We start from the raw sequence: 25,874 nt of genomic DNA, 5'->3' as shown, positions 1-25,874 counted from the left end.
GATACGCCGGCCCTGGGGTTCGCCGCTGGCACTGGCTCATTCAGTTCCAGGCAATTGGCACAGTCCCTGCTTTGATCCAGCGACAACAGCCCCCCGATCAACGGCGATCGTCCAGGGCCCCCAACTGATGAGTACAGGCAAAGGCGCCTGGAGCTTCGGCTCCAGGCGCCTTTTTGCGTTTTCCGTGAGCGAGGAACGGCTATGCAGGCAACAGCGAACGAGGCACAACGACCACGATTGGTCATCGTCGGCAATGGCATGGTCGGCCATCACTGCGTCGAGCAACTGATCGAGCGCGGCGCCCTGGCCCGCTTCGAGTTGCATGTGTTTGGCGAGGAACGCCAGCGCGCCTACGACCGGGTCCACCTGTCGGAGTACTTCACTGGCAGTTGCGCCGAGACCCTGGCCCTGTGCGCGCCAGGCTATTACCCGGACAACGGCGTGCACCTGCACCTGGGCGAAGCGGTAGTGGCGATAGACCGCCAGCGTCAGGAGCTGGTCACCGACGCAGGTCGCTACGGCTATGACCAACTGATCCTGGCCACCGGCTCCTACCCGTTCGTGCCACCTATCGAGGGCTCCAGCGGCGATGCACGGCTGGTCTACCGCACCCTCGACGACCTCGACGCGATCCGCGCCGCCGCCAGCGATGCCCGCCGTGGCGTGGTGGTCGGTGGTGGCCTGCTCGGCCTGGAGGCGGCCAACGCTCTCAAGTCTTTGGGCCTGGAAGCCCATGTGGTGGAGTTCGCCCCACGGTTGATGCCGGTGCAGCTCGACGGCGAAGGCGGCGCTGCATTGCGCGCGCGCATCGAGGCGCTGGGCGTCGGCGTGCACCTGGCCCGCGCCACCCAGTCGATCAGCGCGGGCGAGCAGTACCGCTACCGGATGAACTTCGACGGCGGCGAGCACCTGGAAACCGACCTGGTGGTGTTCTCCGCCGGTATCCGCCCGCAGGACGCCCTCGGTCGCGCCTGCGGCCTGGAGGTCGCCGCCCGCGGCGGCGTGGTGATCGACAACCACTGCCGCTCCAGCGACCCGCGGATCTTCGCCATCGGCGAATGTGCCTCGTGGAACGGCAGCGTGTTCGGCCTGGTCGCGCCGGGCTACGCCATGGCGCGCAACCTGGCGGCACTGCTGATGGGCGAGGCGGTGAACGGGTTCAGCGGCGCCGACCTGTCGACCAAGCTCAAGCTGCTGGGCGTCGATGTCGGCTCGATCGGCGACGCCCAGGGCGTCACGCCGGGCGCGCGCAGCTACCGCTTCATCGACGAGGCCAGTGCCTCGTACCGGCGGCTGGTGGTGGATGCCAGCGGCAAGCAAGTGCTCGGCGCCGTGCTGGTGGGTGACAACAGCTACTACGACACCTTGCTGCAATACGCCCAGAACGGCATCAGGCTGCCGGTCGATCCGGCTACCTTGATCCTGCCCCAAGGCGGCGGCGCGCCCGCCCTGGGTGCCGACGCCTTGCCTGCCGCCGCGACCCTCTGCTCATGCCACAACGTCAGCAAGGGCGCGGTGTGCGCCGCCATCGACGGCGGCTGCGCCGACCTCGCCGCGGTCAAGGCCAGCACCAAGGCCGCCAGCGGTTGCGGTGGTTGCGCGGCACTGCTCAAGCAGGTGGTCGAGCACGAGCTGAGCGCCCGCGGCGTGAGCGTGGACAAAAGCCTGTGCGAGCACTTCGCCTACACCCGCCAGGAGCTCTACGCCCTGGTGCGGGTCGAAGGCATCCGCACCTTCGGCGACCTGCTCGCCCGCCACGGCCAGGGCCATGTCGGCTGCGACATCTGCAAGCCGGCAGTGGGCAATATCCTCGCCTCGTGCTGGAACCAGCCGATCATGGACCCGGCGCTGGTGCCGTTGCAGGACACCAACGACACCTTCATGGCCAACATGCAGAAGAACGGCACCTACTCGGTGGTGCCGCGCATTCCCGGTGGCGAGATCACACCGGACAAGCTGATCGTGATCGGCCAGGTGGCGAAAAAATACGACCTCTACACCAAGATCACCGGCGGCCAGCGTATCGACCTGTTCGGCGCGCAGTTGCACGAGCTGCCGCTGATCTGGGGCGAACTGATCGCCGCAGGCTTTGAAACCGGGCACGCCTACGGCAAGTCGACGCGCACGGTGAAGTCCTGCGTCGGCAGCACCTGGTGCCGCTACGGCGTGCAAGACAGCGTGGCCATGGCCCTGCGCCTGGAGGACCGCTACAAGGGCTTGCGCTCGCCGCACAAGCTCAAGTTCGCGGTGTCCGGCTGCACCCGCGAATGCGCCGAGGCGCAGAGCAAGGACATCGGCGTGATCGCCACCGACAAGGGCTGGAACCTCTACGTGTGCGGCAATGGCGGCATGCGCCCGCGCCACGCCGAGCTGTTCGCCACCGACCTGGACGACGAGACCCTGGTACGGCTGATCGACCGCGTGCTGATGTTCTACATCCGCACCGCCGACAAGCTGCAGCGCACCTCGGTGTGGCGGGAAAACCTCGAGGGTGGCCTGGACTACCTCAAGCAGGTGGTGATCGATGACAGCCTGGGCCTGGCGAGCGAGCTCGAGGCGCAGATGCAGCATGTGGTCGAGCAGTACCAGTGTGAATGGGCCAATGCCTTGAGCGACCCGGAAAAACTCAAGCGCTTCCGTACCTTCGTCAATGACCAGCGCGCCGACCCCGACGTGCACTTCGTCCGCGAGCGCGGCCAGCGCCGCCCGGTGGCGCCGCTGCACCTGATTCCGACCCATGAGGAGGCTGTGTGATGAACCAGAGCAACAGGGCTGTGCAATCCGAGACCACCTGGCACAGTGTGTGCGCTGCCCATGACCTGGTGGCCGATTCCGGGGTGGTGGTGTGGCATGCCGGCGAGCAGGTGGCGTTGTTCTACCTGCCGGGGCAGGGACGGGAATTGTACGCAGTCGAAAACCGTGACCCGCGATCCGGGGCGAACATTATCGGCCGCGGACTGGTGGGTAATCTGCAGGGGCATGTGGTGGTCGCGGCACCGCTATACAAGCAGCACTTTTGCCTGGCCAGCGGTCGTTGCCTGGAGCAGTCCGGGCAGGCGCTGCGGGTATGGCCAGTGCGCCTGAACGGGGGGCGCGTGGAGCTGCTGCTCGGTTGAGCGGCGGTTCATTCCTGCGCGGCGGACCTGATCTTGGCCAGGCCATTGACCAGGGCCTTGATGTCATCCGGGCTGCCACCGCGGTCAATGCGGTTCGACCACTTGGGGAAGTACAGCTTGAACAACTGGTTGCCGTCCTCGGTCAGGTTGGCCTTGGTCACTTCGAATTGTTCGTCGAGCGAGCCGTCGGCGCGGTATGGGCTCTCGGTCAACAGCGCGTTGTCCACCAGAAAACGCATCAGCACCTGGGTCATGTGCGTGGCCTGGGTGCGGTAGCTGGTGTTCTTGCTGCTGGCCAGCATGGCCGGGTAGCTGTAGCGTATGATCTTCATTTCGGCTCCTGTCAATCGATGCGGATGATACGTGACATGTCGTCAACCTCGACCACTTTCTTGCTCCCCGGGATACGCACATAGGTACCGCCGTTGGCGCGAATGGTGGCTTCCTTCGCCCGTTGCACGCCCTTGGGCGCGGTCCCGCTGGTGACCTCGATCGCACGCCACCTGCCATCCTTGGTCTTGACCACGAAATCGAGAATGCGTGATCCCTTGACCTTGCCGATCTCGATGGCGTCGTCCACCAGGCTGACGATCTTGCCGTCGGCATTGCGCAGATGGCGCTGCTTGAGCACATTCTTCTTGCCGAACATGGCCTTGAGGATCTTGTGGATCTTGGCCTCGCGCAGGTCGCCGGAAATCTTGTTGGCGATCTTGCACCAGCCCAGTGGGTCTATCCATGCCAGCGGATTCGGCGCGTACAAGTAGACGTTCAGCCCGCCCTGGAGATTGATCGGGTCAGGCTGGGTGTAACGGCCGATGTCCGGGTCATAAAAACGGAAGGTGTTGTAATGCAGACCGGTCTCGCGGTCGACGTACTGCCCGGCGAAGTGCAGGTTCTGCTGCCTGGACTGCCCAGGGTGGCGCCACTCGTCGATGAACCTGCCCCAGACCTCATGTGCGGCGCGCCAGACCGTTGTGCCTTCAGCGTCCGTGAGCTGCTCCGCCAGCCCGGCCAGATTGGTGTGGAAGTAGAACACCTCTTCGCTGCCGGGCACCCCATCGATACGGGCAACCGGCACATGACTGTCGGCATCGGCGTAAAGGTAGAGGCTTGGCTTGCCGTCCTGGACCTCCTGGAGCAGACGCACCCCTTGCCAGTGGAAGCGGGTCTGGCTGATGGCCTCTGCGTTACCCTCGCGATAGAGGGCCTTGCCGGTACGACGGCCAAGCGGGTCGTAGGCGAATTCGACCCGCTCGCGCACCGGGCCACGCTGCTGGTGGACACGGATCAAGCGCTGCTCGGCGTCGTACTCGAACCGTTGGGTCAGGTGACGGCCACTGCGTTTTTCGCTGAGGCGGCCGAACCGGTCGTAGCGGTAACGGCAGTCCTGGTGCGCATGGACGCGGTCGTGCCTGGCTGAAGTGCCAGTATCGCGGGTGTCCTGCAGGTTGCCAGCGTGATCGTAGGCGTAGGCCTCGACCAGGCCATTGGTCTGGCCAAGCTCGCGATGCCAGGCAGCGTGGATGCGTTGGGTCGGGCCGTAGGCGTAATGGGTGCTGCGCTGCCGACCAGTGCCATGGCTTGCGCCCGGATAGTCGGTGACCACCTGGGCGACCAGGTTGTCGCTGGCATCGTAGTGGTAGTCCCTGGCTAACAGGGGAAGTTCGGCGGCCGTCGCCGTGCCCAGGTACTGCGCACGCTGGATGATGCGCCCGGCATTGTCGCGGCGGGTGCGGGTCTGCAGGCGTCCCTGGGTCCGCAACACTTCTTCATGCAAGCTGTCGCGCTCGAAGTCACAGATCAGCTTGCCATCGAGGTTGAGCTGATGCAGGTGGCCACTGCCGTAGTAGAGGTGGTTGATGCGCCGGTTGTCCGGGAGGGTCAGGGTCTGCAGGTTGCCCAGTTCGTCATGGCTGTACCGCAATTCGCCTTCGGGGTGGCTTTCAGCCAACAGTTGGCCCAGGGCGTCATGGCGAAAGTTCAGTTGCTGGCGTTCACCGGCGGTGTTGCTGAAGGTGATCGACACCAGGTTGTCGGCGGCATCGTAGGCGTAGTCTGTAACACCATCGGCACTGCGCTTGCGCAGCAGGCGGCCGGCTGCATCGTGTTCGTAGTCCAGGCGCTGGGCCATGCTGTTGGCCGTCGGCGCGGTAGTGGTCAGCGGTGGCTCGACTTCGGCAGAGGGGTGGTGCCAGACCGTGCGAACCGCGTCCGTCACGCCATACTCGAAGCTGAGCCCGCTGCCGTCCAGGTTCTGTTGGGAGACCTGGCGATCGAGGGCGTCCCATTCGAAACGGTAGTGCTCATCATTCGGGTTGGTCAGTTGCTGCAATCGACCATAGGCGTCATAACTCAGCCGCACTGTCATGCCCAAGGCATCGGTACGCTGGAGCAGACGCCCGCTACCGTCGTAGTGCCAGCGTGTGACGTTGTTGCCAGGGTCGGTGTGGCTCACCACCTGCCCGGCGGCATCCCGTTGGTAGCGGTCAACGCGGCCGTCGGCGGCTTCATACTCGACCAGGTAGCCACGCCGATCATGGCGAAACTGTTCACGCTCGTCCCTGGCATTCAAGGTTTCGCACAGGTTGCCGCGGGCATCGTAGCGGTAGCGGGTCTGCTGGCCGGAGCAGTCGCGGTGGTCGAGCAACTGGCCTTGGTCGTTCCAGTGCAGATGCCGTTGCTTGCCCAAGGCATCGGTCACTTGTACCAGCCGCCCCTGGCGGTCATAGCGGTAGTGGGTTTGGTGTCCCAGCGGATCGCGTTCGCCGAGCAGGTTGCCATGGCGGTCATAGGACCTGCGCGTCGTGTGTCCGCCGCGGTCGGTGATGGCTAGCGGCAAGGCCCAGTGGTCGGTGTAGGTGATGCTTTCGATGCGCCCCAGCGGATCGCGACTGGCAATCAGCCGTCCCAATCCATCGTAGCTGTAATGCCACTCGCCGCCCTGGGGGTCGATCAGGCGCAACGGCATGCCACCTGGCAGGTCCTCCTGCCATATCCGGCCCAGCGGGTCGATGTGCCGGTAGATCTCGTGGTGAGGTCCCCAGTAGTAGTGGTTTTCGCGGCCCAGGCCATCGATCACCTGGGTCAGGCCGCGCGCCAGGTCGTACTCGAAGCGGTACTCCTGGCCGTCGCTGCCCCAGTGCCGGACCACCCGCCACTCATGCTCGGCCTGCGGCTCCAGCAGAGATGGCATGCGATAGCGGCCATCCTCAGGGTAACTGACCTGCGGTTTCTGGATGGGCACCTCGAAACGTGCCCATTGATAGTGACGCACAGCACCACTGGGCAGCGTATGACTGGCCATCAGCCCATTGTCGTCATAGCTGAACTGGCGCACCACCTGGGCTTGCGCGTCGAGCACCGCGGTCAACTGCTGGCCTGCGCTGTAGCGATAGCTGACCAGTGTTTCCCGACGCTCGACCTCGAAGCGCTCGCCAGGTTGCAGGTAAAGACGCTGGATATCGACGACGCGGCGGCTGCGGCTATCGGCGTAGCGCAACTCGATGAAGGTGCGGCCGAACGTGTCACCGAGAAACTGAAGCCGCCCCTCATCGTCGTAGAACAGCAGCAACTCGTTCAGGTTGCGGTCACCCAGCTTGACCAGCCGCGAGCGTCGCGGCTGGACGGGGTCGGTCTGGAACACCTGATAACGGCCGGCATGAATGTCCTCGACGACGGTGATGCCGGCGTCCTGATGGAAGAAGGCCAGGCCGTCGAGCATGCTGACGAAAGCACTGCCGGGCTGTAACTGCCCCAGCTCCAGGCGGTTGCCCACTTCGTCCACATAGATCCACAATTCGCCGCCTTCGGGATGGGCGACACGTTCTATGCGCACTTCATAGGGCACGCTCCAGCCCCGGCCGAACAGGCCGTCATCACGCAAGTCGGCGCTGTGATAAGTGCGTGCCCACTCGATCGGTACCAGCGCCGGCAGGTCGAAATCGACATCCTGCGCGCCCTCCTGCAGCTTGGCACCGGTGGAGGGCAGCACCGGGTTGCCGATGGTACAGGCCCTGCCAGATTTAGGCGTGCCTTTGCGGGCGATGAGCATGCCGGCCACCAGGCCGAAGACTTTCGCCAGTGCGCTCTTGCCGTCGCGGATGTCGCGCACGGTCATGGTCTTGCCGCCGATGCGCACGTTGGGCGAGAACGTCATGCCGATCGGGCCGTCGCAGGTGGTCTTGTCACCGACGCGGGCAGCGGGTTGGCCATTGATGAAGACCTTGCCCGAGCCCTGCGCGACGAACTGTTCGGGCATGGGCGGATGCTTGCTGCAGACCGCCTTGTCGTGAGGTCTGGGGTCGGTGTTCGGGTCCGCAGGCGTGGTCACCGGAGGGTTGAAGATGTCATGGATGGCCGACGCCATGCCGAGTACCGGCAATAGCAGGGTGCCGGCAGCCATGGCGTAGGCGCCGACGGTCTCCAGCACCGACGGCTCGGCCGCGGGCTCGCCAGAGCCAGCCGTGGCTGGCCCGGTACTGACACCAGCCGCCCGCGCCGCGCGCATCCCGTTGACCCGAGTATTGGGCGAACCCGTTTCGATCGTACCGTACGGTTCCGGCGCGAACATCGAGTTGCCGATCCAGTCGCTGAAGTCGGTGATGCGCTCGCCAATGCTCTTCTCGTTGCCCGTGGGCAACATGCTGGCGGCGCTAACCAAGGCGCCAGCGATCAGCGGCGTCAGCGTGGCGGCAGCGCCACCGGTACCGACCACCGCCACCACCGTGCCCGCGATGGCGGCGGCCACGGCGGCGGTGGCCGCTGCATAGATGACCGCTTCGCTCAGAGCGCTCACCAGCTCGGCCATCAACGGCGGGTGCAGGATCAGATCGCCCTGGCGGGCGGCGTGCAGGCTGTCATCCATGAGCCATCTCTGAAAGGGTGGTCAGTTCAGTCGCAAACCGGCCTTGATCGTCTCCCAATGGGCAAGGTCAGCGGGCTCCAGTGGTGTTTGCTTGCTGTAGCTCACCGCGACGAAACGGGCTTGGCCGGCAGGAGCGTAGGCCAACTGGCGCTGGTAGGAGACCACATCTGCACGCTTGAACTGCAGGCTGGTTTCCAGGCCGTGGATGTCGCGGGCCACACCGGCGCTGACCGGCTGTGGTTCGCTGATGACCGCCGCAAGGCGTTCGCGCAGTTGCGCCAGTTGCTGCTGGTAGAGGCTTTCCAGGGTCTGCCCCTCGGGTAGTGGGCTGCGCGCGATCACCAGGCTGGTGCCGCGTTCGCGAAAAGCGAGCATGTTCATGCTGGTGTCTTCGGGCGTTTCATCGCCCAGGTCCAGGATCAGGTCCTGGGTCAGGTAGGCGGCCATAGCGCTGCTCCATGCGTTGAAGCGGCACACGCTAAAGCTTCGGCACCGAGCCTGCAAGCGCGTGGCTGGCGCCGAGTGACGCAAGTCACCGAATCACCATGGCTTGCAGGCCCGGCGCGCGGATACACTGCCAGGCATGAACCTCGATACCCGCATCAAGTTCCGTCATCTGTTGTGCTTCCTGGAGATTGCCCGGCAGGGCAGCCTGGCCAGGGCCGCCGACGTGCTCGCGATCAGCCAGCCGGCAATCTCCAAGACGCTCAAGGAGCTCGAGGACCTGCTCGAGACCCGGCTGTTCGAGCGCGGCCGCCAGGGCGTATCGCTGACCGCGGCGGGGGCGCGCTTCTTGCGTTATGCCGGGCCCAGCGTGCACGCCCTGCGCGAAGGCGTTGGCAGTGTGCGCGGCGAGGCCTTGCAGCCATCTCAGGTGCGTATCGGTGTGTTGTCCACGGTCGAAGGCCTGCTGATGCCCGAGGTGCTGTGCCGCCTGCACCAGCGCCATGAAGCCTTGGTGATCGGCGTGGTCACCGGGGTCAGTGCGCAGTTGCTTGGGCAGTTGCATGTGGGCGAGCTGGAGCTGGTGGTCGGGCGCATGACTGACAGCCCGCGTATTCAGGGGTTGTCGTTCGAACACCTGTACAGCGAGTCGATGGCCCTGGTGGTGCGCCCCGGGCACCCGTTGCTGGCGCGCCAGCCAGTCGACCGGGGACTGCTGGGGCAGTACGCGCAAGTGTTGCCGCCGTCGGGGACGACCATTCGCCAGCATGCCGACAGCCTGTTCGTGCAAGGCGCGATCGGCGTGGCGGCACAACGCCTGGAGACGCTGTCGTTGGCGCTGAGCCGGCGCTATGTGCTGGGCAGCGACGCGGTGTGGGTGGCGCCGCGCGATGCGGTGCTGATCGACCTGGCGCGCGGCGAGCTGGCCGAACTTGACCTAGGGGTGTGCGAGCCGGGGGGCTCGGTGGGTATCTGTCGCAACGCTGCGGTGCCCCAGGGCCTGGCGGCGCAGTGGGTGTGCGAGGTATTGCGCGAGGTGGCGGGGGAGTATCGGCAGGGTGGATACCCTTGAAGCTGGGCGGCCTCCATGGGCTTGAACATCTCCGGGCAAACCCTGGCGAAGCCATCAATACTGGCCATTGGCTGCAAGCGCGATCATGAACAACCTTTAACCCAGGAACTTCCAGCCCACAACCCGCTCTTATGCCGGTAGCCATTGGTCGCGGCCGCCTGCTAAGCTCGCGGCTTTACCCTGATTGCCCTCATGGCGCATGAACAAGGAAATAGCATGAAACAGCATCGTTTGGCGGCTGCGGTTGCCCTGGTAGGCCTGGTCCTGGCGGGCTGCGACGCCCAGACCAGCAGCGTCGAGCTGAAGACTCCGGCACAGAAAGCCTCCTACGGTATCGGCCTGAACATGGGCAAGAGCCTGGCCCAGGAAGGCATGGACGACCTGGATTCCAAAGCCGTCGCCCAAGGCATCGAAGACGCTGTTGGCAAGAAAGAACAGCGCATCAAGGACGAGGAACTGGTCGAGGCCTTCACCGCCCTGCAGAAGCGCGCCGAAGAGCGCCTGGCCAAGGCCAGCGAAGAAGCCTCCGCGGCCGGCAAGAAATTCCTCGAGGAAAACGCCAAGAAGCCTGGCGTGGTCACCACCGCCTCGGGCCTGCAGTATGAAGTGGTCAAGAAGGCCGACGGCCCGCAGCCCAAGCCGACCGATGTGGTCACCGTCCACTACGAAGGCAAGCTCACCGACGGCAAGGTGTTCGACAGCTCCGTCGAGCGCGGCAGCCCGATCGACCTGCCGGTCAGCGGCGTGATCCCAGGTTGGGTCGAAGGCCTGCAACTGATGCATGTCGGCGAAAAATACAAGCTGTACATCCCGGCCGAGCTGGCCTACGGCGCCCAGAGCCCAAGCCCGCTGATCCCGGCCAACTCGGTGCTGGTGTTCGACCTGGAGCTGCTGGGCATCAAGGACCCGGCCAAGGCCGACGCCGAAGCCGCCCCGGCCAAGTAAGCGCCAGTCTGCTGCTGCAACGACGCCCCGTTTTGACGGGGCGTCTTCGTTTCGGCTGCTTGACGCGAACCGCCGGCGTCATTCACTGTCGCAAGCAATGCCACGGCGTAATCGCGGGTGCGCCTGTCGCAAAACGTTTGCGCCGTTGCAACGGTTGTGTAAAAAACGCCCGATCCGTCCCCGGCCCTTGCCTGGCGGGCACGACGCGGCGCCAACGCCGCCCTGTTCACAAGGTTATCCACAATAAATGTGGATAACCTGCCTGCTCCTCTGGAGGTCTCATGAGCGCACCCTGGAATTTCGCCCGCTTCCTGCCCCTGGCCGAGCGCCTGCTTAGCCGCGGGCGGTTGCCGGCCCTGTTGTTCGCCGTGGCCCGCAAAGGCCCCAAGCTCGGCCAGTTGCGTGAGGACCTGGGCCTGATGCAGGCGCTGTGCCTGGCCTGGTGGCGCGGCGAGTACCGTGCCGTCAGCCCCAAGGCACTGGTGACCATCGTCGCTGGCTTGCTGTACTTCGTCAGCCCGCTGGACGCCATTCCCGACTGGTTGCTGGGGGTCGGCCTGCTCGACGACATCGCCGTGCTGGGTTGGGTGCTCAAGACCGTGGCCGACGAGCTGGCCCGCTTCAAGGCCTGGCGCGCCAGCCAGGCGCCGGAGCGGCTGCGGGTGGTCGAGCGCCTGCCCAATAGCCCCGAAGCGTTGCGCCTGGAGCGCCCCGGCAACTGATTCACGGCATGCCCCCGAGGTTGGTAATATAATTGGCATAAGGGTTATGCCTATGGATTACATGCCGTAGTCCAACGTCAAGGGGGTTGTATGGGTATTCAGGTCATCAGCCGGGACGGTCAGCCCGAGTACGCAGTCGTTCCCTGGGAGCAGTACCAGGCGTTGCTGGCCGCCGCCGGCCAGGCACCTGGCGCAGCGCCCGCCGCACACAAGGTCGCCGCCGAACCCGCAGACGCCAGCTTGTCCGCCCTGGACCAGCTGGCGTCGTTGCGTGAGGCCAAGGGCCTGGCGCCCGAGCAACTGGCGCGCAGCGTCGGGATCAGCCCGGCCTACCTGGCGCTGATCGAGGCCGGCGAGCGCCGCCCCGATGCCGCGATCCTGCGCAGCCTGGCCTGGCACCTGGGGGTGGCGGGCTGGAGCGAGCCGTCATGAGCCAGGTCAGGATCAGCCGTCAGCAATGGCAGAGCCTGCTGACCGAGCTCGACCTGGCCCGCCGGCAACGCCACCTGCTCACCTACCGGGCGCTGCTGGAGCGCCTGCAACTGCCCAGCCCGGCCATGCAGACCCTTACCGCGGCCCTGGAATACCTGGCGCTGCTCGATGCCCGCGCCGAGCAACCGCTGCGCAGTTCGCTGGTGATCAGCCAGGGAGCCAGCCGCCTGCCACGCACGGGCTTTTTCGAGTGTGTCGAGCGCCTGGGGCGTTTCTCCGGGCCGGTGGATGGCATGGAGGCGGCGTCGTGGCATGCCTCGGAGGTGGTGCGAGTGTTCGAGTACCGTTATCCGGAAGAGGCCTGAGCGGCTCTGCCACCCACCGCGCCGCCTGGTTCGCCAGCAACGCTGGCTCCTACGGGCCCGAGGCGGGAGCAATGGCTGGGGTTCAGGCTTCGATCAGGCTCAGGCTCGAACCGCTGCTTTCCTTGGCCTGGCGCTTGGCCTGGGAGGCCAGCTCGGCCAGTTGCCCGGCATCCAGCTGGCCGCCGCTGCGCGGCGTCAGCCACACCACGCCGATCGACAATGACAGCAGGGCGAACGTCTCGCGCTGCCCCTGGCGGTTGTGGGCGATGAAGCAGCCGGCCTCCAGGTGCTCGGCGCGGTAAAAGCGCCGGCACTGGCGTGTGAACGCCTCCACCAGCATCTGCAAGCGCTCGCGCCAGTCCGCCGAGCCCAATACCAGCATGAAATCGTCCCCGCCGATATGCCCGACGAAGTCTCGCTGCGGGTCGACGCTGTCGTTCAGGCATTGCGCCAGGCTCAACAGCACCTCGTCGCCGCGGGCGTAGCCATAGATGTCGTTGAAGGGTTTGAAACTGTCGATGTCGACATAGCACACCGCCGCCTCGCGCCGTTGTTGCAGCAGGCGCGCGAGGCATTGCTGGATTGGCACGTTGCCCGGCAGCAAGGTCAACGGGTTGGCATGCCGGGCCTGCTGGATCTTCTGTTCGGTGATCAGCTTGAGCACATCGATCACACGACCCAGACCCAGGTAGCGACCGCTCTGGGTGATGATGAAGTCTTCCTCGATCCGCTGGCGGGCGCGGCTGGTGAGCAGGCGGCTGACCTGTTGCAGCGACTGCCCGCGCTCCACGGCAAGAAAGTCCTGGCTCATCAGCCGGCTGATCGGCTTGCGTGCGAACAGGTCGGTGCCGAACGGCTGTAGCAGCGCATCGGCCAGGGAATGCCGGTGAACGATGCCATACGGCTTGCCACGCTCATCCAGCACCGCCAGGGAATTGAGGTTGGCCTGCCGGCGAAAGGCTTCGAGCACCTGCTGAGTAGGTGTTTCCAGCGGCACCGCCGGCTGCTGGATAAGCAGCGCGTCGAGGTCGCCGTTGTCCTCGCCCAGGGCCACGACGCCGGCGCTTGCCTGCGGCAGCAAGGGTAGCGGGTCGCAGGGCGGGAATTCTTGCGGGCGGCCGAGCAGATAGCCCTGCGCCAGGTCCACGCCCATCTCGCCGAGCACCGCCAGCTCCTCGCCCAGCTCGATCCCTTCGGCGATCACCTGGGCCCGGGAGGCGCGGGCGATTTGCAGGATCGAACCGACGAACTCGCGCTTGAGCGGATCTTGATGGATGCCGTCGATGAAGTGGCGGTCGATCTTCACATAGTCGGGGCGTAGTTCCGACCACAGGCGCAGGCTCGAATAGCCGGCCCCCAGGTCGTCCAGGGCGATGGAAAAACCCATGTCGCGGTAGTGGTGCAGGGCGTTGAACAGCAGTTGGAAGTCTTCGGTGGGGGTCTGTTCGGTCAGCTCTATGACCACCCGGCTCGGCGGCAGGCCGACGGCCTCGAGCATTTTCAGGGTTTGCCCGGACGGGTAGTGGGGTTCGAGCAGCGACTCGGGCGAGACGTTGAGGAACAGTTTGCCGCCCAGGTTCAGTTCGCTGAAGCGCCGGCAGGCGGTTTCCCGACACAGCACCTCGAGCTCGCTCAGGCGCCCGGCCTGGCGGGCAATGGCGAACAGGTTGAGCGGCGAGTGCAGGGGGCTGTTGGACGGGCCGCGGCTCAAGGCTTCATAGCCAAGCACGCGGCGTTCGGAAAGGCAGACGATGGGCTGGAACAAGCTGTGGACGCTACGTTGAGCCAGGATGGCGCTCAATGCGCTGAGCTGTTCGTTGATGGTCATGGCCTGCTTCCTGAATGAAAAAAGGCCGGACGCTTGCACGCCCGGCCCTTCTATTTCACGACAGTCCGATGACTGTTTGATGACAGATCACATTATTTCGCCATCACTCAGTGCTTGGCCACCGAGGTGCTCAGGCTGAGGTAGTCGAGCAGGATGCGACCGGTCTCCGACAGGTAGGCGTCGTCTTCCGGCTTGGTGTCGTCCGGCTCGGCCGGCAGCGCGTCCTCGTCTTCCTTTTTCAGTTCCTTGAGCGGCTCTTCGCCCTTGGCCTTGCGGCGGATATTCTCCAGGGCCAGTTGCTTGGCCTCGATCTGGTCGTGGCGGGCACGACGCTCCTGTTCGTTGAGGCTGACGGTCTTCTCGTTCATCAGCTTCTGGGTCAGGGCCAGGCGGTCGCGGATGTAGACGAACTCGGCATCCTTGTCGCTGCGCGCGTCATGCTGCGCCTTGAGCTGAGCCAGGAACGGCTTGAACGGGTCGGAGGCCGGCTTGACCACCGGGCGAATGGTGTCCCATGGCATGGCCTCGGGCAGCGCGCTTTCGCCGATTTCCTTGGTGTCGATGATCGATGGGTAGGCGATGTCCGGCAGCACGCCCTGGTGCTGGGTGCTCTGCCCGGAAACCCGGTAGAACTTGGCCAGGGTCAGTTTCAGCTCGCCATGGTTGAGCGGCTGGATGGTCTGCACGGTGCCCTTGCCGAAGGTCTGGCCACCGATGATCAGCGCGCGGTGGTAGTCCTGCATGGCGCCGGCGAAGATCTCCGAGGCCGAGGCCGAGAGACGGTTGACCAGCAGCGCCAGCGGGCCCTTGTAGAAGGCACCGGGGTTCTCGTCCTCGAGCACGTCGACGCGGCCGTCGGCGTTGCGCACCAGCACGGTCGGGCCTTTCTCGATGAACAGACTGGTCAGTTCGGTGGCTTCCTGCAGTGAGCCACCGCCGTTGTTGCGCAGGTCGATCACCACGCCGTCGACTTTTTCCTTCTGCAGCTCGGTCAGCAGCTTCTTCACATCGCGGGTGGTGCTCTTGTAGTCCGGGTCGCCTGCGCGGTAGGCCTTGAAGTCGAGGTAGAAGGCTGGAATCTCGATGATGCCCAGCTTGTAGTCGCGACCATCCTGCTTGAGCTTGAGCACCGACTTCTTCGCCGCCTGCTCCTCGAGTTTCACCGCTTCGCGGGTGATCGAGACGATCTTGCTGGTCTGGTCGTTCGGCGCGTTGCTCGCCGGGATCACTTCAAGGCGCACCACCGAGCCTTTCGGGCCGCGAATCAGCTTGACCACTTCGTCCAGGCGCCAGCCGACCACGTCGACCATTTCCTTGTTGCCCTGGGCCACGCCGATGATCTTGTCGGCGGGGGCGACCTGCTTGGTCTTGGCGGCAGGGCCGGCCGGCACCAGACGCACGATCTTGACCTGGTCGTTGTCGCTTTGCAGCACCGCACCGATGCCTTCGAGCGACAGGCTCATGTTGATGTCGAAGTTTTCCGCGTTGTCCGGCGACAGGTAGTTGGTGTGCGGGTCGTAGGACTGGGCGAAGGTGTTGATGTAGGCTTGGAAGATGTCCTCGGCACGGGTCTGGTTCAGGCGCGCCAGCTGGTTCTTGTAGCGCTTGGTCAGGGTGTCCTGGATCTGCTTGAGGTCCTTGCCGGAGATCTTCTGGCGCAGCACCTCATCCTTGACGCGCTTGCGCCACAGTTCGTCGAGGGCGGCCTGGTCCTTCATCCACGGCGCATCCTTGCGCTCGACCAGCAGGTCTTCCTTCACCGTGAAGTCGATCTTGTCGACGCCCTTGTTCAACTCGCCGAGGGCGTAGTCCAGGCGCTGCTTCACGCGGTCCAGGTAGCGCTTGTAGATGGTGAAGCCAGGGTCGAGGTTACCGCTTTTGAGGAAATCGTCGAACTGGGTCTTCCACTTGTCGAACTCGGCGATGTCGGCGGCGGTGAAATAACTGCGCGACGGGTCGAGCAGCTTGATGTAGCTGTCGTAGATGATGGCCGAACGGGCGTCGTCCAGTGGCGGCTTGCTGTAGTGGTGACGCTTGAGCAGCTCGACGATATTGAGGCTGGCCACCACTTCGTCGCGGTCTGGCTGCAGGCTGTCCCATTTGTTGGCGGCGGCCGCATTGCCACCGAGCGTGAGGCTGCCCAGGCCGATCATCAGGGCCAGGGCGGTGCTGGGGAGGAAATGCTTCATGCTCATTCGACGTGGAGGCAATTGATCACGCATAGTAGGCCGTCTTTTCCGTTCGCCGGCTCCAGGGGAGCCGGACGCATACTGCAAAAAGCCTGGGACATGCTCGCCCAGGCTCAGTCATATGATTCAACTATGGAGGCACTGTGAAGGCATTGCAAGGCGTTGACGGACATGTGGCCTGGGTCGAGGCCGAACGCCCGGCCTGTGATGCCGGGCAGGTACGCATCCGCGTGGCCGCGGCGGGGCTGAACCGCGCCGACCTGTTGCAAATGAAGGGGCTGTACCCTCCACCGCCAGGTGCCAGCCCCTACATGGGCCTGGAATGCGCCGGGGTAATCGAGGAAGTGGGCGCCGGCGCCGACTGGCGCGTGGGCGACCGGGTGTGCGCGCTGCTGGCCAGCGGGGCCATGGCCGAGGAGGTGGTAGTCGATGCCCGTCACGTGCTGCCGGTGCCCGAAGGCCTGAGCCTGCACGAGGCGGCTGCGCTGCCTGAGGTATATGCCACGGCCTGGTTGAACATCTTCCAGCTCGGTGGCCTGAAGCCTGGCGAGAAGGTGCTGGTGCATGCTGGCGCCAGTGGCGTGGGTTCGGCGGCCATCCAGCTATGCAAGGCCTTCGCCAGCCCGGTGTGGGTCAGCGTCGGTTCGCCGGAGCGCCTGGCCTACTGCCAGGGCTTGGGCGCGGCGGGTGGCGTGGTGCGCAACGCCAACCTCGACGAGCTGGAGCAGCTTGGGCCGTTCGATGTGATCCTCGACCCGGTGGGCGCCGGTTACGGGCCGTTGAACCTCAAGGCGCTGGCCCGCGATGGGCGCTGGGTGATCATTGGCTTGATGAGCGGTCGCAAGTTCGAGCTGGACCTGGCGCTGGTGCTGGGCAAGCGCCTGCAAATCACCGGGTCGACCCTGCGCAACCGTGACGATGGCTTCAAGGCTGAGTTGCTGCGCGAGCTGCAACAGCAGGTGTGGCCGTTGTTCAGCGAAGGGCGGTTGTCGCCGCAGTTGGTCGATAGCTACCCGGTTGAATTCGCCCAGGCGGCGTATGCCGAGCTTGAGAGCAACCAGGTGTCGGGCAAGTTGGTGATGGTGATCGATTCGAGCCTGAGCTAGGCCTGTTCGCCGGCAAGCCGGCTCCTACAGGTTCGGTGTAGGAGCCGGCTTGCCGGCGAACAGCGGCATCACGACCAACTTAAAATCGGCCAGCCATTGATCTGGGCATGCTCGCGCAATACCGGATCCGGATTCACCACACGCGGATGATCCACCTTCAGCAACAACGGCAAGTCGTTGCGTGAATCGGAATAGAAACTTGCCCCCTCCAGGTTCTCCTGCTCCTGGTCCAGCCATTCCAGCAAGCGGGTGATCTTGCCCTCATGGTAAGTCAGCACGCCATGGGTCTTGCCGGTGTACACGCCGTTCACCGCCTCCAGCTCGATGGCCAGGTATTCATCCACCCCCAGCCGCGCCGCGATCGGCCCGACCAGATGGACGCCGCTCGCCGAGATGATCAGGACCCGGTCACCGCGCTGGCGGTGTTCGGCGATGCAGCGGCAGGCATCGCCATGGATGATCGGCTCGATCACATCCTCCACCCAAGGCTCGACCAGGTGTTCGACCTCTTCCAGCGTGCGCCCGGCGATGGGCTCCAGGCTGAAGGCCATGTAGTCCTCCATTCGCAGGTGGCCCTTGCCGTAGGCTTCCATCAACTCATGATCGCGCTTGAGGAAGCTCTTGCCGTCGACCCAGCCCAGTCGGGCCATCTGCTCGCTCCACAACGACGCGCAGTCGCCGTGGATGAGGGTTTCGTCCAGATCGAAAATTGCCAATGCCATGGGTTGAATCTCCTTAGGCCACTTCCCGTAGCGCCGTGGGGTCGATCGACAAGGATACCCGTTTACCGTCCGCGTGCAGATCGCTGGCGCAGCGGTTGAGCACATCCACCACCAATTCGACGTCGCGCACCCAGACACGGTAACGGATGACGTTGCCGAGCAGGCTGTGGCTGCGGATCTCGCCGTCCAGATCGCCGTTCAGGCCCAGGCTGATGGACTCCGGGCGGATCGCCAGGCGCGCGGTCACCGGGCGTTGCAGCAGGCGGCTGGCGCTGTCGGCGTCGAGCAGGTTGTAGTTGCCGATGAAACCGGCGGCGAACAGGTCCACGGGCGCGGTGTAGAGGGTTTCGGCGTCGCCGCTCTGGACGATGCGCCCCTGGTTCATCAGGACGATGCGGTCGGACATGGTCAGCGCCTCTTCCTGATCGTGGGTGACGAAGATGGTGGTCAGCCCCAGCTCGCGCTGGATCGCGCGGATCTGCTCGCGCAGGTGCTTGCGAATGCGTGCATCCAGCGCCGACAGCGGCTCGTCGAGCAGCAGCAGGCGTGGGCGGGTGACCAGCGAACGGGCCAGGGCCACGCGCTGGCACTGGCCGCCGGACAGCTGGTGCGGGTAGCGCCCGGCGAAGCTGCCCAGCTCGACCAGGTCGAGTACCTCGCGCACCCGGGCCTGGCTTTCCTCGGCCTTGACCTTCTGCATGCGCAGGCCAAAGGCGACGTTCTGCTCCACGGTCATGTTGGGGAACAACGCGTAGCTCTGGAATACCATGCCGATGCCGCGCTTTTGCGGGCTCACAGGTACCAGGTCCTGGCCGTCGAGCAGGATCCTCCCGCTGTCCACCGGGGTCAGCCCGGCGATGCAGCGCAGCAGGGTGGACTTGCCACAGCCCGAGGGGCCGAGCAGGGTGACGAACTCGCCGCGCTGGATCTGGCAGTCGATGTTCTCGAACACCGGGCTGCCGGCGTAGCTTTTTTGCAGTTGCTGCACGCTGACGAAGCTCATGTCAGGTCTTGTCCTTGTTCAAGCGGTTGGCAACCCAGGTGAGTGCCAGCACGAAGGCGAAGTAGGAGATCACCAGGGCGCTGTTGAAGTGGCCGCTGCTGTTGCGCATGTTGTTCAGGTATACCTGCAGGGTCTCGTAGCGGGTGCCCACCAGCAGGTTGGCGAACACGAACTCGCCGAACAGGAACGAGAACGACAGCAGCAGCGCTACCATCAGGCCCTTGCGCAGGTTCGGCAGCACTACCAGCAACGCTGCCTGCAGGGGGCTGGCGCCGAGCAGTTGGGCGGCGTCCATCAGGTCGCGCAGGTTGATGGCCTGCAGGTTGTTGGTGATCGCCCGGTACATGAATGGCAGGGCGATGGTGAAGTAGCAGCCGATCAGGATCCACGGCGTGCCGACCATGGCCAGCGGCCCGCTGCCGTACAGTTGCAGCAGGCCCACCGCCGATACCACCGGCGGTACCGCGAACGGCAGCAGGATCAGCACGTTCATCAGCGCGTCGAGTTTCGGGAAGTGGTAGTGCACCACGAACAACAGCGGCAGGATCAGCACCACCGACAGCACCAGCGCGCCCACGCACACCAGCAGCGACTGGCCGAAGGCGGCGAGAAAGCGCGGTTCGCTCCACAGCGCCACATACCACTTGAAGGTCAGGCCGCTGGGCAGCAGGGTCGCCGACCAGCTGGTGGCCAGCGAATAGAGCAGGGTGCCGGCCAGTGGCAGCAGCAGGATGAGGAACAGCAGGTAGACCACCGCGCGGTGGTAGAGCCCGCCGGGTTTGTTTTCAGCGCGCATGGTAGCTCCTCTTGAGCAGCCATTGATGGGCCACCGTGACCACGGTCATCAGGCCCACCAGCACCATGGCCAGGGCGCTGGCCAGGTTCGGGTCGAGGCTGATGTCACCGGCCACAAGGCCCGCGATGCGGATCGGTAGCACGTTGAAGTTACCGGTGGTCAGGGCGTAGACGGTGGCATAGGCGCCCAGGGCGTTGGCCAGCAGGATGACGAAGGTGCCGAGCAGCGCCGGGGTAAGCACGGGCAGGCCGATGTGCCGCCAGAACTGCCAATGGCTGGCGCCCAGCAGCGCGGCGGACTCACGCCAGTCTTCGCGCAGGGCGTCGAAGGCGGGGTAGAGCAGCAATACGCCCAAGGGGATCTGGAAGTAGGTGTAGACCAGGATCAGGCCGGTCTTGGAGTAGATACTGAAGTCGCCGAGCAGCCCCATTTGCTTGAGCAGCAGGGTCAGCGCGCCGTTGAAACCGAGCAGGATGATGAAGGCGAACGCCAGCGGTACCCCGGAGAAGTTGCTGGTCATGTTGGCGAAGGCACTGACGAAATCGCGCAGCTTCGAATCGACCTGGCGCAGCGAATAGGCGCCGAGGGTGGCGATGACGATGCCGAACAGGCTCGACCAGAAGCTGATCTCCAGGCTGCGTTGCAACGCCTGCAGGTAGAACTTCGAGGCGAAGATCTTGCTGAAGTTGGCCAGACCCCAGCCACTCTCGCTTTGCAGGCTGTTTATCGCAACCCAGGCCAGCGGCGCGATCTGGAAAATGATGAAGAACACGGCGAACGGCAGCAGGCAGAGCAGGGCCAGGTAGCGACCGCGATGGCTTGCATTCACTTGAGCAACTCCCGGCAGACCGGTTTGTCGTGGGCGGCGCCGAGCAGTTCGCAGATCGTGCCGCACAGCTCGGTCTGCAGCGGCTTGGCCGCAGGGTCGAGGCTGAAGGCTTCACCGAACACGAACAGCGGCACTTCACGTTCCTCGGCGAGCAGGCCGTTGTGCGAGCGGTCGTTGTTCATGCCGTGGTCGGCGGTGACCAGCACCTGGTAGCCCTCCTCGAGCCAGCGCGGCAGGTAGTCGGCCAGCAGGATGTCGGCACTGCGCGCGGCATTGCGATACTGGCTGCTGTCCAGGCCATGGCGGTGGCCGGCGTCGTCGATGTTCATCGGGTGCACCAGCAGGAAGTTCGGCGCATGGCGGCGGCGCAGGTATTCGGCGTCGGCCAGCAGGTGCGAATCGGGGTAGTGGTCGGCGTAGTAGAACAGGCCGTGCTGGATCGGCAGCTTCGGTGCGTGGGTGTGGCGGTCGCGCAGCGGGTCGAACGGCGAGCGGTTGTACAGCTCGCTGATCCAGTGGTAGGCCGCGGCGGCGGTGCCCAGGCCGGCCTCGCGGGCGTAGTGGAACACGCTGCGCTGGTTGGACAGGCGGTTGACGTTGTTGTGCACGATGCCGCTGTCGATGGGCGGCACGCCGGTGAGGATGCACTCGTACAGAGGCCGCGACAGCGACGGCAGTTCGCACTCCAGGCGATACAGCGCGGCGCGGTCGGCCTCGACATAGGCGTGCAGGTGGCCCATGGCGTGGTGCGCGACCTGGTGGTTGAGGCCGTCGAGCAGGACCAGGATGACGTTGTGTTGCATGTTCGCTCCAGTCAGATACCGCGTTGCCTGCATCGCCGGCAAGCCGGCTCCTACAGAGGGACGCATTCCTTGTAGGAGCCGGCTTGCCGGCGATGAGGCCAGTCCAGGTTGCCAGAGAACCCGGCCCCCTTACTCCATCTCGATGATCACCTGCTCCTGCCACTTCTGCGGCAGGGCCTTGGAGGTCGCTTCCCAGGCAGCGGCATCCTTGATCGGCTGCGCCGCCTTGTACTGCTCGTTGGGCAGCAGCTTGGCCTGTACATCCGCCGGCAGCTTCAGATGCTCGGCGCGGATCGGCCGGGCGTGGCCGATGGCCAGGTTGGTTTGCCCGGCGTCGCTGAAGATGTATTCGCGGGCCAGCTTGGCGGCGTTGGGGTGTTTGGCGTACTTGTTGATGATGGTGGTGTAGCCGGAGGTAACCGAGCCATCCGAGGGGATCAGCACTTCAAAGCGCTTCGGGTCGATCTGGTCGCGGTAGCTCAGGCCATTGAAGTCCCACACCACGCCGACTTCCACCTCGCCCTTCTCCAGGGTCTGGATGGTCGGGTTGGCCAGCGACAGGCGCTTCTGCTGGGCCAGCTTGGTGAACAGCTGCAAGCCTGGCTCGATGTTGCGCTCGTCGCCCTTGTAGGCGATGGCGGCGGCGAGCACGCCGTTGGCGGCCTGGGCGGCGGTGCCGACGTCACCGATGGCGACCTTGTACTTGCCCTTTTCCAGGTCGTGCCAGGTGGTCGGGCGTTCGCCTTCCTTGACCAGGTCCTTGTTGATGATGAAGGCGATGGTGCCGGTATAGGCCAGCGCCCAGTGACCGTCCTGGTCCTTGGCCCACGCCGGGACCTGGTCCCAGGTGCTCGGCTTGTACGGCTGGGTGACCCCCTTGCTGGCGGCGATCGGGCCGAAGGCCGCGCCGACGTCGCCGATATCGGCGCTGGCGTTATCCTTTTCGGCATCGAACTTGGCGATTTCCTGGGCCGAGCTCATGTCGGTGTCGCTGTGCTTGAGGCCGTATTTTTTCGCCAGGTCTTCCCAGGTGCCTTTCCAGTTGGCCCAGGCATCGGGCATGCCCACGCTGTTTACCGTGCCTTCCTTGCGGGCGGCGTCTTCGAGGGCCTTGAGGTCCTGGGCCATGGCCGAGGTGCAAAAAGCGATGGCTGAACCGAGCAGTGAGGCCATGAACAACTTTTTCATCCGAAGCTCCTTGGGTGGGGTGCCGTGCAATCGTTGTTATGAAGGAATCCTGTGCTTGCGACCTGTGGTCTAGGTCAGCAAGCCTCGAGCCAAGGTAGGCCTGTTGCGTGACAGTTTGATGTAAGGAGTAGGCGTGAAGGGCAGGCCGCTGGCCCTGGAAATACAGCGTAGACCAGATCGAAAACCCTGATTTCCGTGGGCTGGCGCGGATCTGGAAAGTGCTGTCGAGGGTCTTTGTCACAGGATGTTCATCAGCCGTGCCTAGGCTTGCATTACGCCCCACCTGCCCGGTTTCAGGGCTGGACTAGTCCAGATAGGTAACCTTTCGATGCAAGCGACGCCACCGCGCGCGGTAACAGCCATCTGCCATGCCTTGCAGGAGCAGATCGAACACGGCCTGCTGACCCCAGGCGGCAAGCTGCCGGCCGAACGGCGGCTCAGCGAGGTATTCGACACCACGCGCATCACCCTGCGCGAGGCGCTGGTGCAACTGGAGGCCAAGGGGCTGATCTACCGCGAGGAACGGCGTGGTTGGTTCGTCGCCCCGCAGCGCCTGACCTACGACCTGATCGAGCGCAGCCACTTCCATGCCATGGTCCGTGACCAGGGGCGGCTACCCAGTACCGAGCTGTTGTCAGCGCGCCTGCAACCGGCGCCGGCGGCGATCTGTGCGCGCTTGCGCCTGCCAGCGCTGTCCAGCGTGGTGCGAATCTGCCGGCTACGGCGCATCGACGGGCGGGCGGTGTTGTACGCCGAGCACTACCTCAACCCGTGCTATTTCCCCGGGATCCTCGCCCTGGACCTGGCCCAGTCGCTGACCGAGATCTATGCGCGGGAGTACGCCATTCATTACGGGCAGGTGCGCTTCGAGATCTTGCCGACGGCCTTGCCGGTCGAGGCGGCGGCGGCGCTGAGGGTGTCGACGGGCAGCCCGGGGCTGCATATCACCCGGGTCAACAGCGACCAGCATGGGCATCTGATCGACTGCGACCTGGAGTATTGGCGGCACGATGCGATCCGCATTCGCGCCGAGGCGGGGTAGACAATCTCAAGCCTGCGCCGCTCCGACACTGCAGGTTAATCGGCCGCCGCGCCGCCACCGGCCGTCACCACCTGCACCGACAACCGCGGCGTCGCCAGGTCCAGGCCGGCTTCATCGAGCTGGCGTTTCAACGCCAGGTTGAACGCCCGCGACACTTCCCACTGCTTGATTGGCGCGGTCTTGAACCGCGCGCGCAGGATCGCCGAGCCCGACTCGAAACTCTCCACCCCCTGCAACTCCAGCGGCGACCAGATATTGCGACGCATCAGCGGGTCGTTGCGCAGCTTCTGGCCGACCTCGCGGATCAGCGTGATGGCCTGATCGATATTCATGCTGTGCGGGATCGCCACGCGGAAGATCGCGTAGCCGAACTCGCGGGAGTAGTTCTTGATGCTCTTGATCTCGCTGAACGGGATGGTGTGCACGATGCCGTCGATGTCGCGCAGGCGCACGGTGCGGATGGTCAGGCCCTCGACCGTGCCCAGGTGGCCGCCGACATCGACGTAGTCGTCGATGGCCAGCGAGTCCTCGATGATGATGAACAGCCCGGTGATCAGGTCGGCCACCAGCGACTGCGCGCCGAAGCCGATGGCCAGGCCGATGACACCGGCACCGGCCAGCAGCGGGGTGACGTTCATGCCCATGTTGGCCAGGGCGACGATCACCGCGATGATGAAGATCACCACGAACATCACGTTGCGGATCAGCGGCATCATGGTTTGCGCGCGGGCGTTGGCCATGCCCCGGCGCGAGCGCACCAGGGCGTGGTGCACGGCGGTATCGGCAAGGATCCACACCAGCCAGGCGACGATCAGCGTGCCGGCCAGGCCCAGCAGGCGCAGGCTCACCTCATGGCCATCACCTTCGGCGAAGCCGATCATCGACTGGCCCCACACGCGCAGGCCGAGTTCGATGAACAGCAGCCAGATGAACAGGTGCACCAGCAGGTAGGCGAAGTTGCGCAGGCGCTCGGCGTACACCGCCTGGCGCTTGTTGGCACGCTTGGGGTTGGCGGCGTGGCGGCGCACCAGGCCGTTGAGCACCATGCACACCACCACCAGCACAGTGCACATCAGCGATTGGCGCAGGGCGGTGCTGGTGTCGCCGGCGGAGACGAAGGTGGCGAACAGCGAGATCGCCACCAGGATCAGCGCCGGGATGTACCAGAAGCTGCCGAGGATCTCGATGGTGTCGCTCAGGGTGCGCCGGGTCAGGCGCCGGGACAGCGGCTGGTTGCGGATCAGGTGGGCGATCGGCCTACGGAAGCGCAGGATGAACAAGCCGGTGCACAGCGCGGCGACGACATTGGCCAGGGTCGCCAGGGCGTGGGCCAGGTGGCTGCCCAGGGCCGTGGTCAGGCGCGGATCGCTCATCGCCTCACCGAACGCGGCGAAGCTGCCGATCAGCCACAGCGGGCGAAACGCCTGGTGGCGCAGGATGTACAGGGCGCGGTGGCGGTGCGGGCCGTCGAGCAGCGAGAAGGCTATCACGCAGATCGCCGAGAACAGGGTGCCGACCACCAGCGCGTAGGCCAGCACCATGGCCATCGACTTGCCCAGCGAGGCGGGCAGCACGATGCTCAGGTAGACGGTGAACACCAGCGCCACCAGCCAGGGCCCGAGCTTGCGCAGGGCGAAGCGCACCAGGTCCCAGGTGCGCGGATGCTGGGGCAGTTCCTCGGTGAGGCCAAAGCGCAGGCGCACGCGGTGGCCGATCCAGTTGAAGGCGTAGGCCAGCAGGGCCCAGACCGCGATCACCCCGGCGAAGCCGAACAGGATCGCCGGCCATTGGTGCACCGGCACCACTAGAGCGGCCAGTTCCTCCTGGGCCTGGTCGATCTCCTGCGACCAGCGGTTGAACGGGCTGGCATCGCCGCTGAACTGCTTTTCGAAGTCGTGCAGGGCGCCGCCGATCAAGCCGAGCACGCCCTGTTCGACACTGGGTTGCGATTGCTTGGTGGCGTCGCGCAGCTTCTTCAGGTCAGCCAGCAGCTTGGCCCGTTGCTGGTCGTTTTCCAGGTTCTTGATCACCTCGTCCAGTGACTTGCCCAAGGGCTCGCTGGCCTCGGGCTGGGCGGGGGCGCTCGAACCGAGCAGACCCGGCAGGCCGGCGGCGTGCACCGGGGTGACGAACAACAGGAACAGCAACGTGATGCAACGCAGGAAGGCTGGCACCGGGAAATCTACCTCAGGTCAAACGATTGCCCGAGTGTAGAGGTTTACGACGGCAGTTTCTCGAGGATCTTCCAACAGGTGAGGCCAAAGATGCCGAGGGTGCCGATCCACATCATCAGCACCCCGACGTTGCGCTCGCGCAGGCTGAAACCGATGGTCAGCAGCATCAGGAACAGGAACACCGGCACGAACAAGGACAGGAACGGCGATGACATGGACAGAATCCTTCTGTTT

General features: G+C 65.0%; 22 protein-coding genes. 9 read left to right on the top strand and 13 right to left on the bottom strand.

Features of this window, described 5'->3' with window-relative positions; all coding sequences use genetic code 11:
• The first annotated feature begins 201 nt into the window (after positions 1-201).
• Both nirB and nirD read left to right on the top strand, forming a co-directional pair.
• Complete coding sequence (gene nirB, locus E3U47_RS02300; protein ID WP_134689337.1) at positions 202-2,754, top strand: nitrite reductase large subunit NirB; 2,553 nt, start codon at positions 202-204, stop codon at positions 2,752-2,754.
• Complete coding sequence (gene nirD / locus E3U47_RS02295; RefSeq protein ID WP_134689335.1) at positions 2,754-3,116, top strand: nitrite reductase small subunit NirD; 363 nt, start codon at positions 2,754-2,756, stop codon at positions 3,114-3,116. Before nirB ends, nirD begins: the two co-directional genes overlap by 1 nt.
• Positions 3,117-3,124: 8 nt before the next feature.
• On the opposite strand, the gene E3U47_RS02290 is transcribed toward nirD, so the two are convergent.
• Genes E3U47_RS02290 through E3U47_RS02280 form a run of 3 tightly spaced genes read right to left on the bottom strand, consistent with a single transcriptional unit; the run spans position 3,125 to position 8,427 of the window.
• Positions 3,125-3,448: a hypothetical protein gene (locus tag E3U47_RS02290; protein WP_218568142.1), complete on the bottom strand. Its 324-nt coding sequence runs from the start codon at positions 3,446-3,448 to the stop codon at positions 3,125-3,127.
• 11 nt (positions 3,449-3,459) lie between these two features.
• Positions 3,460-7,980, bottom strand: coding sequence for an RHS repeat-associated core domain-containing protein (locus E3U47_RS02285; RefSeq protein WP_134689333.1), 4,521 nt, complete (start codon positions 7,978-7,980; stop codon positions 3,460-3,462).
• Between the two features lie 21 nt (positions 7,981-8,001).
• Positions 8,002-8,427 (bottom strand): DcrB-related protein, encoded by a 426-nt coding sequence (locus tag E3U47_RS02280; protein ID WP_134689331.1) that lies wholly within the window; start codon positions 8,425-8,427, stop codon positions 8,002-8,004.
• Positions 8,428-8,563: 136 nt separating this feature from the next.
• Here E3U47_RS02280 and pcaQ point away from each other — a divergent pair, with 136 nt between their 5' ends.
• From pcaQ to E3U47_RS02255, 5 genes are all read left to right on the top strand, one after another.
• Positions 8,564-9,496: a pca operon transcription factor PcaQ gene (gene pcaQ, locus E3U47_RS02275; protein WP_134689329.1), complete on the top strand. Its 933-nt coding sequence runs from the start codon at positions 8,564-8,566 to the stop codon at positions 9,494-9,496.
• Positions 9,497-9,712: 216 nt separating this feature from the next.
• A complete protein-coding gene (locus E3U47_RS02270) occupies positions 9,713-10,441 on the top strand; it encodes an FKBP-type peptidyl-prolyl cis-trans isomerase (RefSeq protein ID WP_134689328.1) in 729 nt (242 codons plus the stop codon).
• 281 nt (positions 10,442-10,722) lie between these two features.
• Entirely contained in the window at positions 10,723-11,163 is a 441-nt protein-coding gene (locus E3U47_RS02265; protein WP_134689326.1) for a YkvA family protein, read from the top strand.
• A gap of 90 nt (positions 11,164-11,253) precedes the next feature.
• Complete coding sequence (locus E3U47_RS02260; protein WP_134689324.1) at positions 11,254-11,595, top strand: helix-turn-helix transcriptional regulator; 342 nt, start codon at positions 11,254-11,256, stop codon at positions 11,593-11,595.
• A complete protein-coding gene (locus E3U47_RS02255) occupies positions 11,592-11,960 on the top strand; it encodes a hypothetical protein (protein ID WP_134689322.1) in 369 nt (122 codons plus the stop codon). Before E3U47_RS02260 ends, E3U47_RS02255 begins: the two co-directional genes overlap by 4 nt.
• An 82-nt stretch (positions 11,961-12,042) precedes the next feature.
• Here the strand turns inward: E3U47_RS02255 and E3U47_RS02250 are convergent, their stop codons facing one another.
• Both E3U47_RS02250 and E3U47_RS02245 read right to left on the bottom strand, forming a co-directional pair.
• Positions 12,043-13,788, bottom strand: a complete 1,746-nt coding sequence (locus E3U47_RS02250; protein WP_134689320.1) for a bifunctional diguanylate cyclase/phosphodiesterase — start codon at positions 13,786-13,788, stop codon at positions 12,043-12,045.
• A gap of 107 nt (positions 13,789-13,895) precedes the next feature.
• A complete protein-coding gene (locus E3U47_RS02245; RefSeq protein WP_167659422.1) occupies positions 13,896-15,977 on the bottom strand; it encodes a carboxy terminal-processing peptidase in 2,082 nt (693 codons plus the stop codon).
• A 143-nt stretch (positions 15,978-16,120) separates the two neighbouring features.
• Here E3U47_RS02245 and E3U47_RS02240 point away from each other — a divergent pair, with 143 nt between their 5' ends.
• Entirely contained in the window at positions 16,121-17,083 is a 963-nt protein-coding gene (locus E3U47_RS02240; RefSeq protein WP_134689316.1) for an NAD(P)H-quinone oxidoreductase, read from the top strand.
• 68 nt (positions 17,084-17,151) lie between these two features.
• Here the strand turns inward: E3U47_RS02240 and E3U47_RS02235 are convergent, their stop codons facing one another.
• The 6 genes from E3U47_RS02235 to E3U47_RS02210 form a co-directional block, all read right to left on the bottom strand.
• The gene (locus E3U47_RS02235; protein WP_134689314.1) at positions 17,152-17,805 is read right to left on the bottom strand and encodes an HAD family phosphatase; all 654 of its coding nucleotides are present in this window, start codon (positions 17,803-17,805) and stop codon (positions 17,152-17,154) included.
• Positions 17,806-17,818: 13 nt separating this feature from the next.
• Positions 17,819-18,808: an ABC transporter ATP-binding protein gene (locus E3U47_RS02230; protein ID WP_134689313.1), complete on the bottom strand. Its 990-nt coding sequence runs from the start codon at positions 18,806-18,808 to the stop codon at positions 17,819-17,821.
• Position 18,809: 1 nt separating this feature from the next.
• Positions 18,810-19,604, bottom strand: a complete 795-nt coding sequence (locus tag E3U47_RS02225; RefSeq protein ID WP_134689311.1) for an ABC transporter permease — start codon at positions 19,602-19,604, stop codon at positions 18,810-18,812.
• Positions 19,594-20,433, bottom strand: coding sequence for an ABC transporter permease subunit (locus E3U47_RS02220; RefSeq protein ID WP_023631600.1), 840 nt, complete (start codon positions 20,431-20,433; stop codon positions 19,594-19,596). The genes E3U47_RS02225 and E3U47_RS02220 overlap by 11 nt, the downstream gene beginning before the upstream one ends.
• On the bottom strand, positions 20,430-21,236 hold the full coding sequence (locus E3U47_RS02215) for an alkaline phosphatase family protein (protein WP_134689310.1): 807 nt from the start codon (positions 21,234-21,236) through the stop codon (positions 20,430-20,432). Before E3U47_RS02215 ends, E3U47_RS02220 begins: the two co-directional genes overlap by 4 nt.
• Before the next feature lie 129 nt (positions 21,237-21,365).
• On the bottom strand, positions 21,366-22,424 hold the full coding sequence (locus tag E3U47_RS02210) for an ABC transporter substrate-binding protein (RefSeq protein WP_134689308.1): 1,059 nt from the start codon (positions 22,422-22,424) through the stop codon (positions 21,366-21,368).
• 328 nt (positions 22,425-22,752) lie between these two features.
• Here E3U47_RS02210 and E3U47_RS02205 point away from each other — a divergent pair, with 328 nt between their 5' ends.
• The gene (locus E3U47_RS02205) at positions 22,753-23,466 is read left to right on the top strand and encodes a UTRA domain-containing protein (RefSeq protein WP_134689306.1); all 714 of its coding nucleotides are present in this window, start codon (positions 22,753-22,755) and stop codon (positions 23,464-23,466) included.
• Between the two features lie 35 nt (positions 23,467-23,501).
• Here the strand turns inward: E3U47_RS02205 and E3U47_RS02200 are convergent, their stop codons facing one another.
• Together E3U47_RS02200 and E3U47_RS24855 are read right to left on the bottom strand one after the other, a co-directional pair.
• Positions 23,502-25,640, bottom strand: coding sequence for a mechanosensitive ion channel family protein (locus E3U47_RS02200; RefSeq protein ID WP_134689304.1), 2,139 nt, complete (start codon positions 25,638-25,640; stop codon positions 23,502-23,504).
• 44 nt (positions 25,641-25,684) lie between these two features.
• Positions 25,685-25,855: a hypothetical protein gene (locus E3U47_RS24855; RefSeq protein WP_167388396.1), complete on the bottom strand. Its 171-nt coding sequence runs from the start codon at positions 25,853-25,855 to the stop codon at positions 25,685-25,687.
• Positions 25,856-25,874 lie beyond the last annotated feature (19 nt).

The sequence above is a fragment of the Pseudomonas sp. RIT623 genome (assembly GCF_004519305.1).
Classification (GTDB): Bacteria; Pseudomonadota; Gammaproteobacteria; order Pseudomonadales; family Pseudomonadaceae; genus Aquipseudomonas.
Note: the sequence above shows the minus strand (reverse complement) of the source record. Positions and strands in the feature narration are given on the sequence as shown.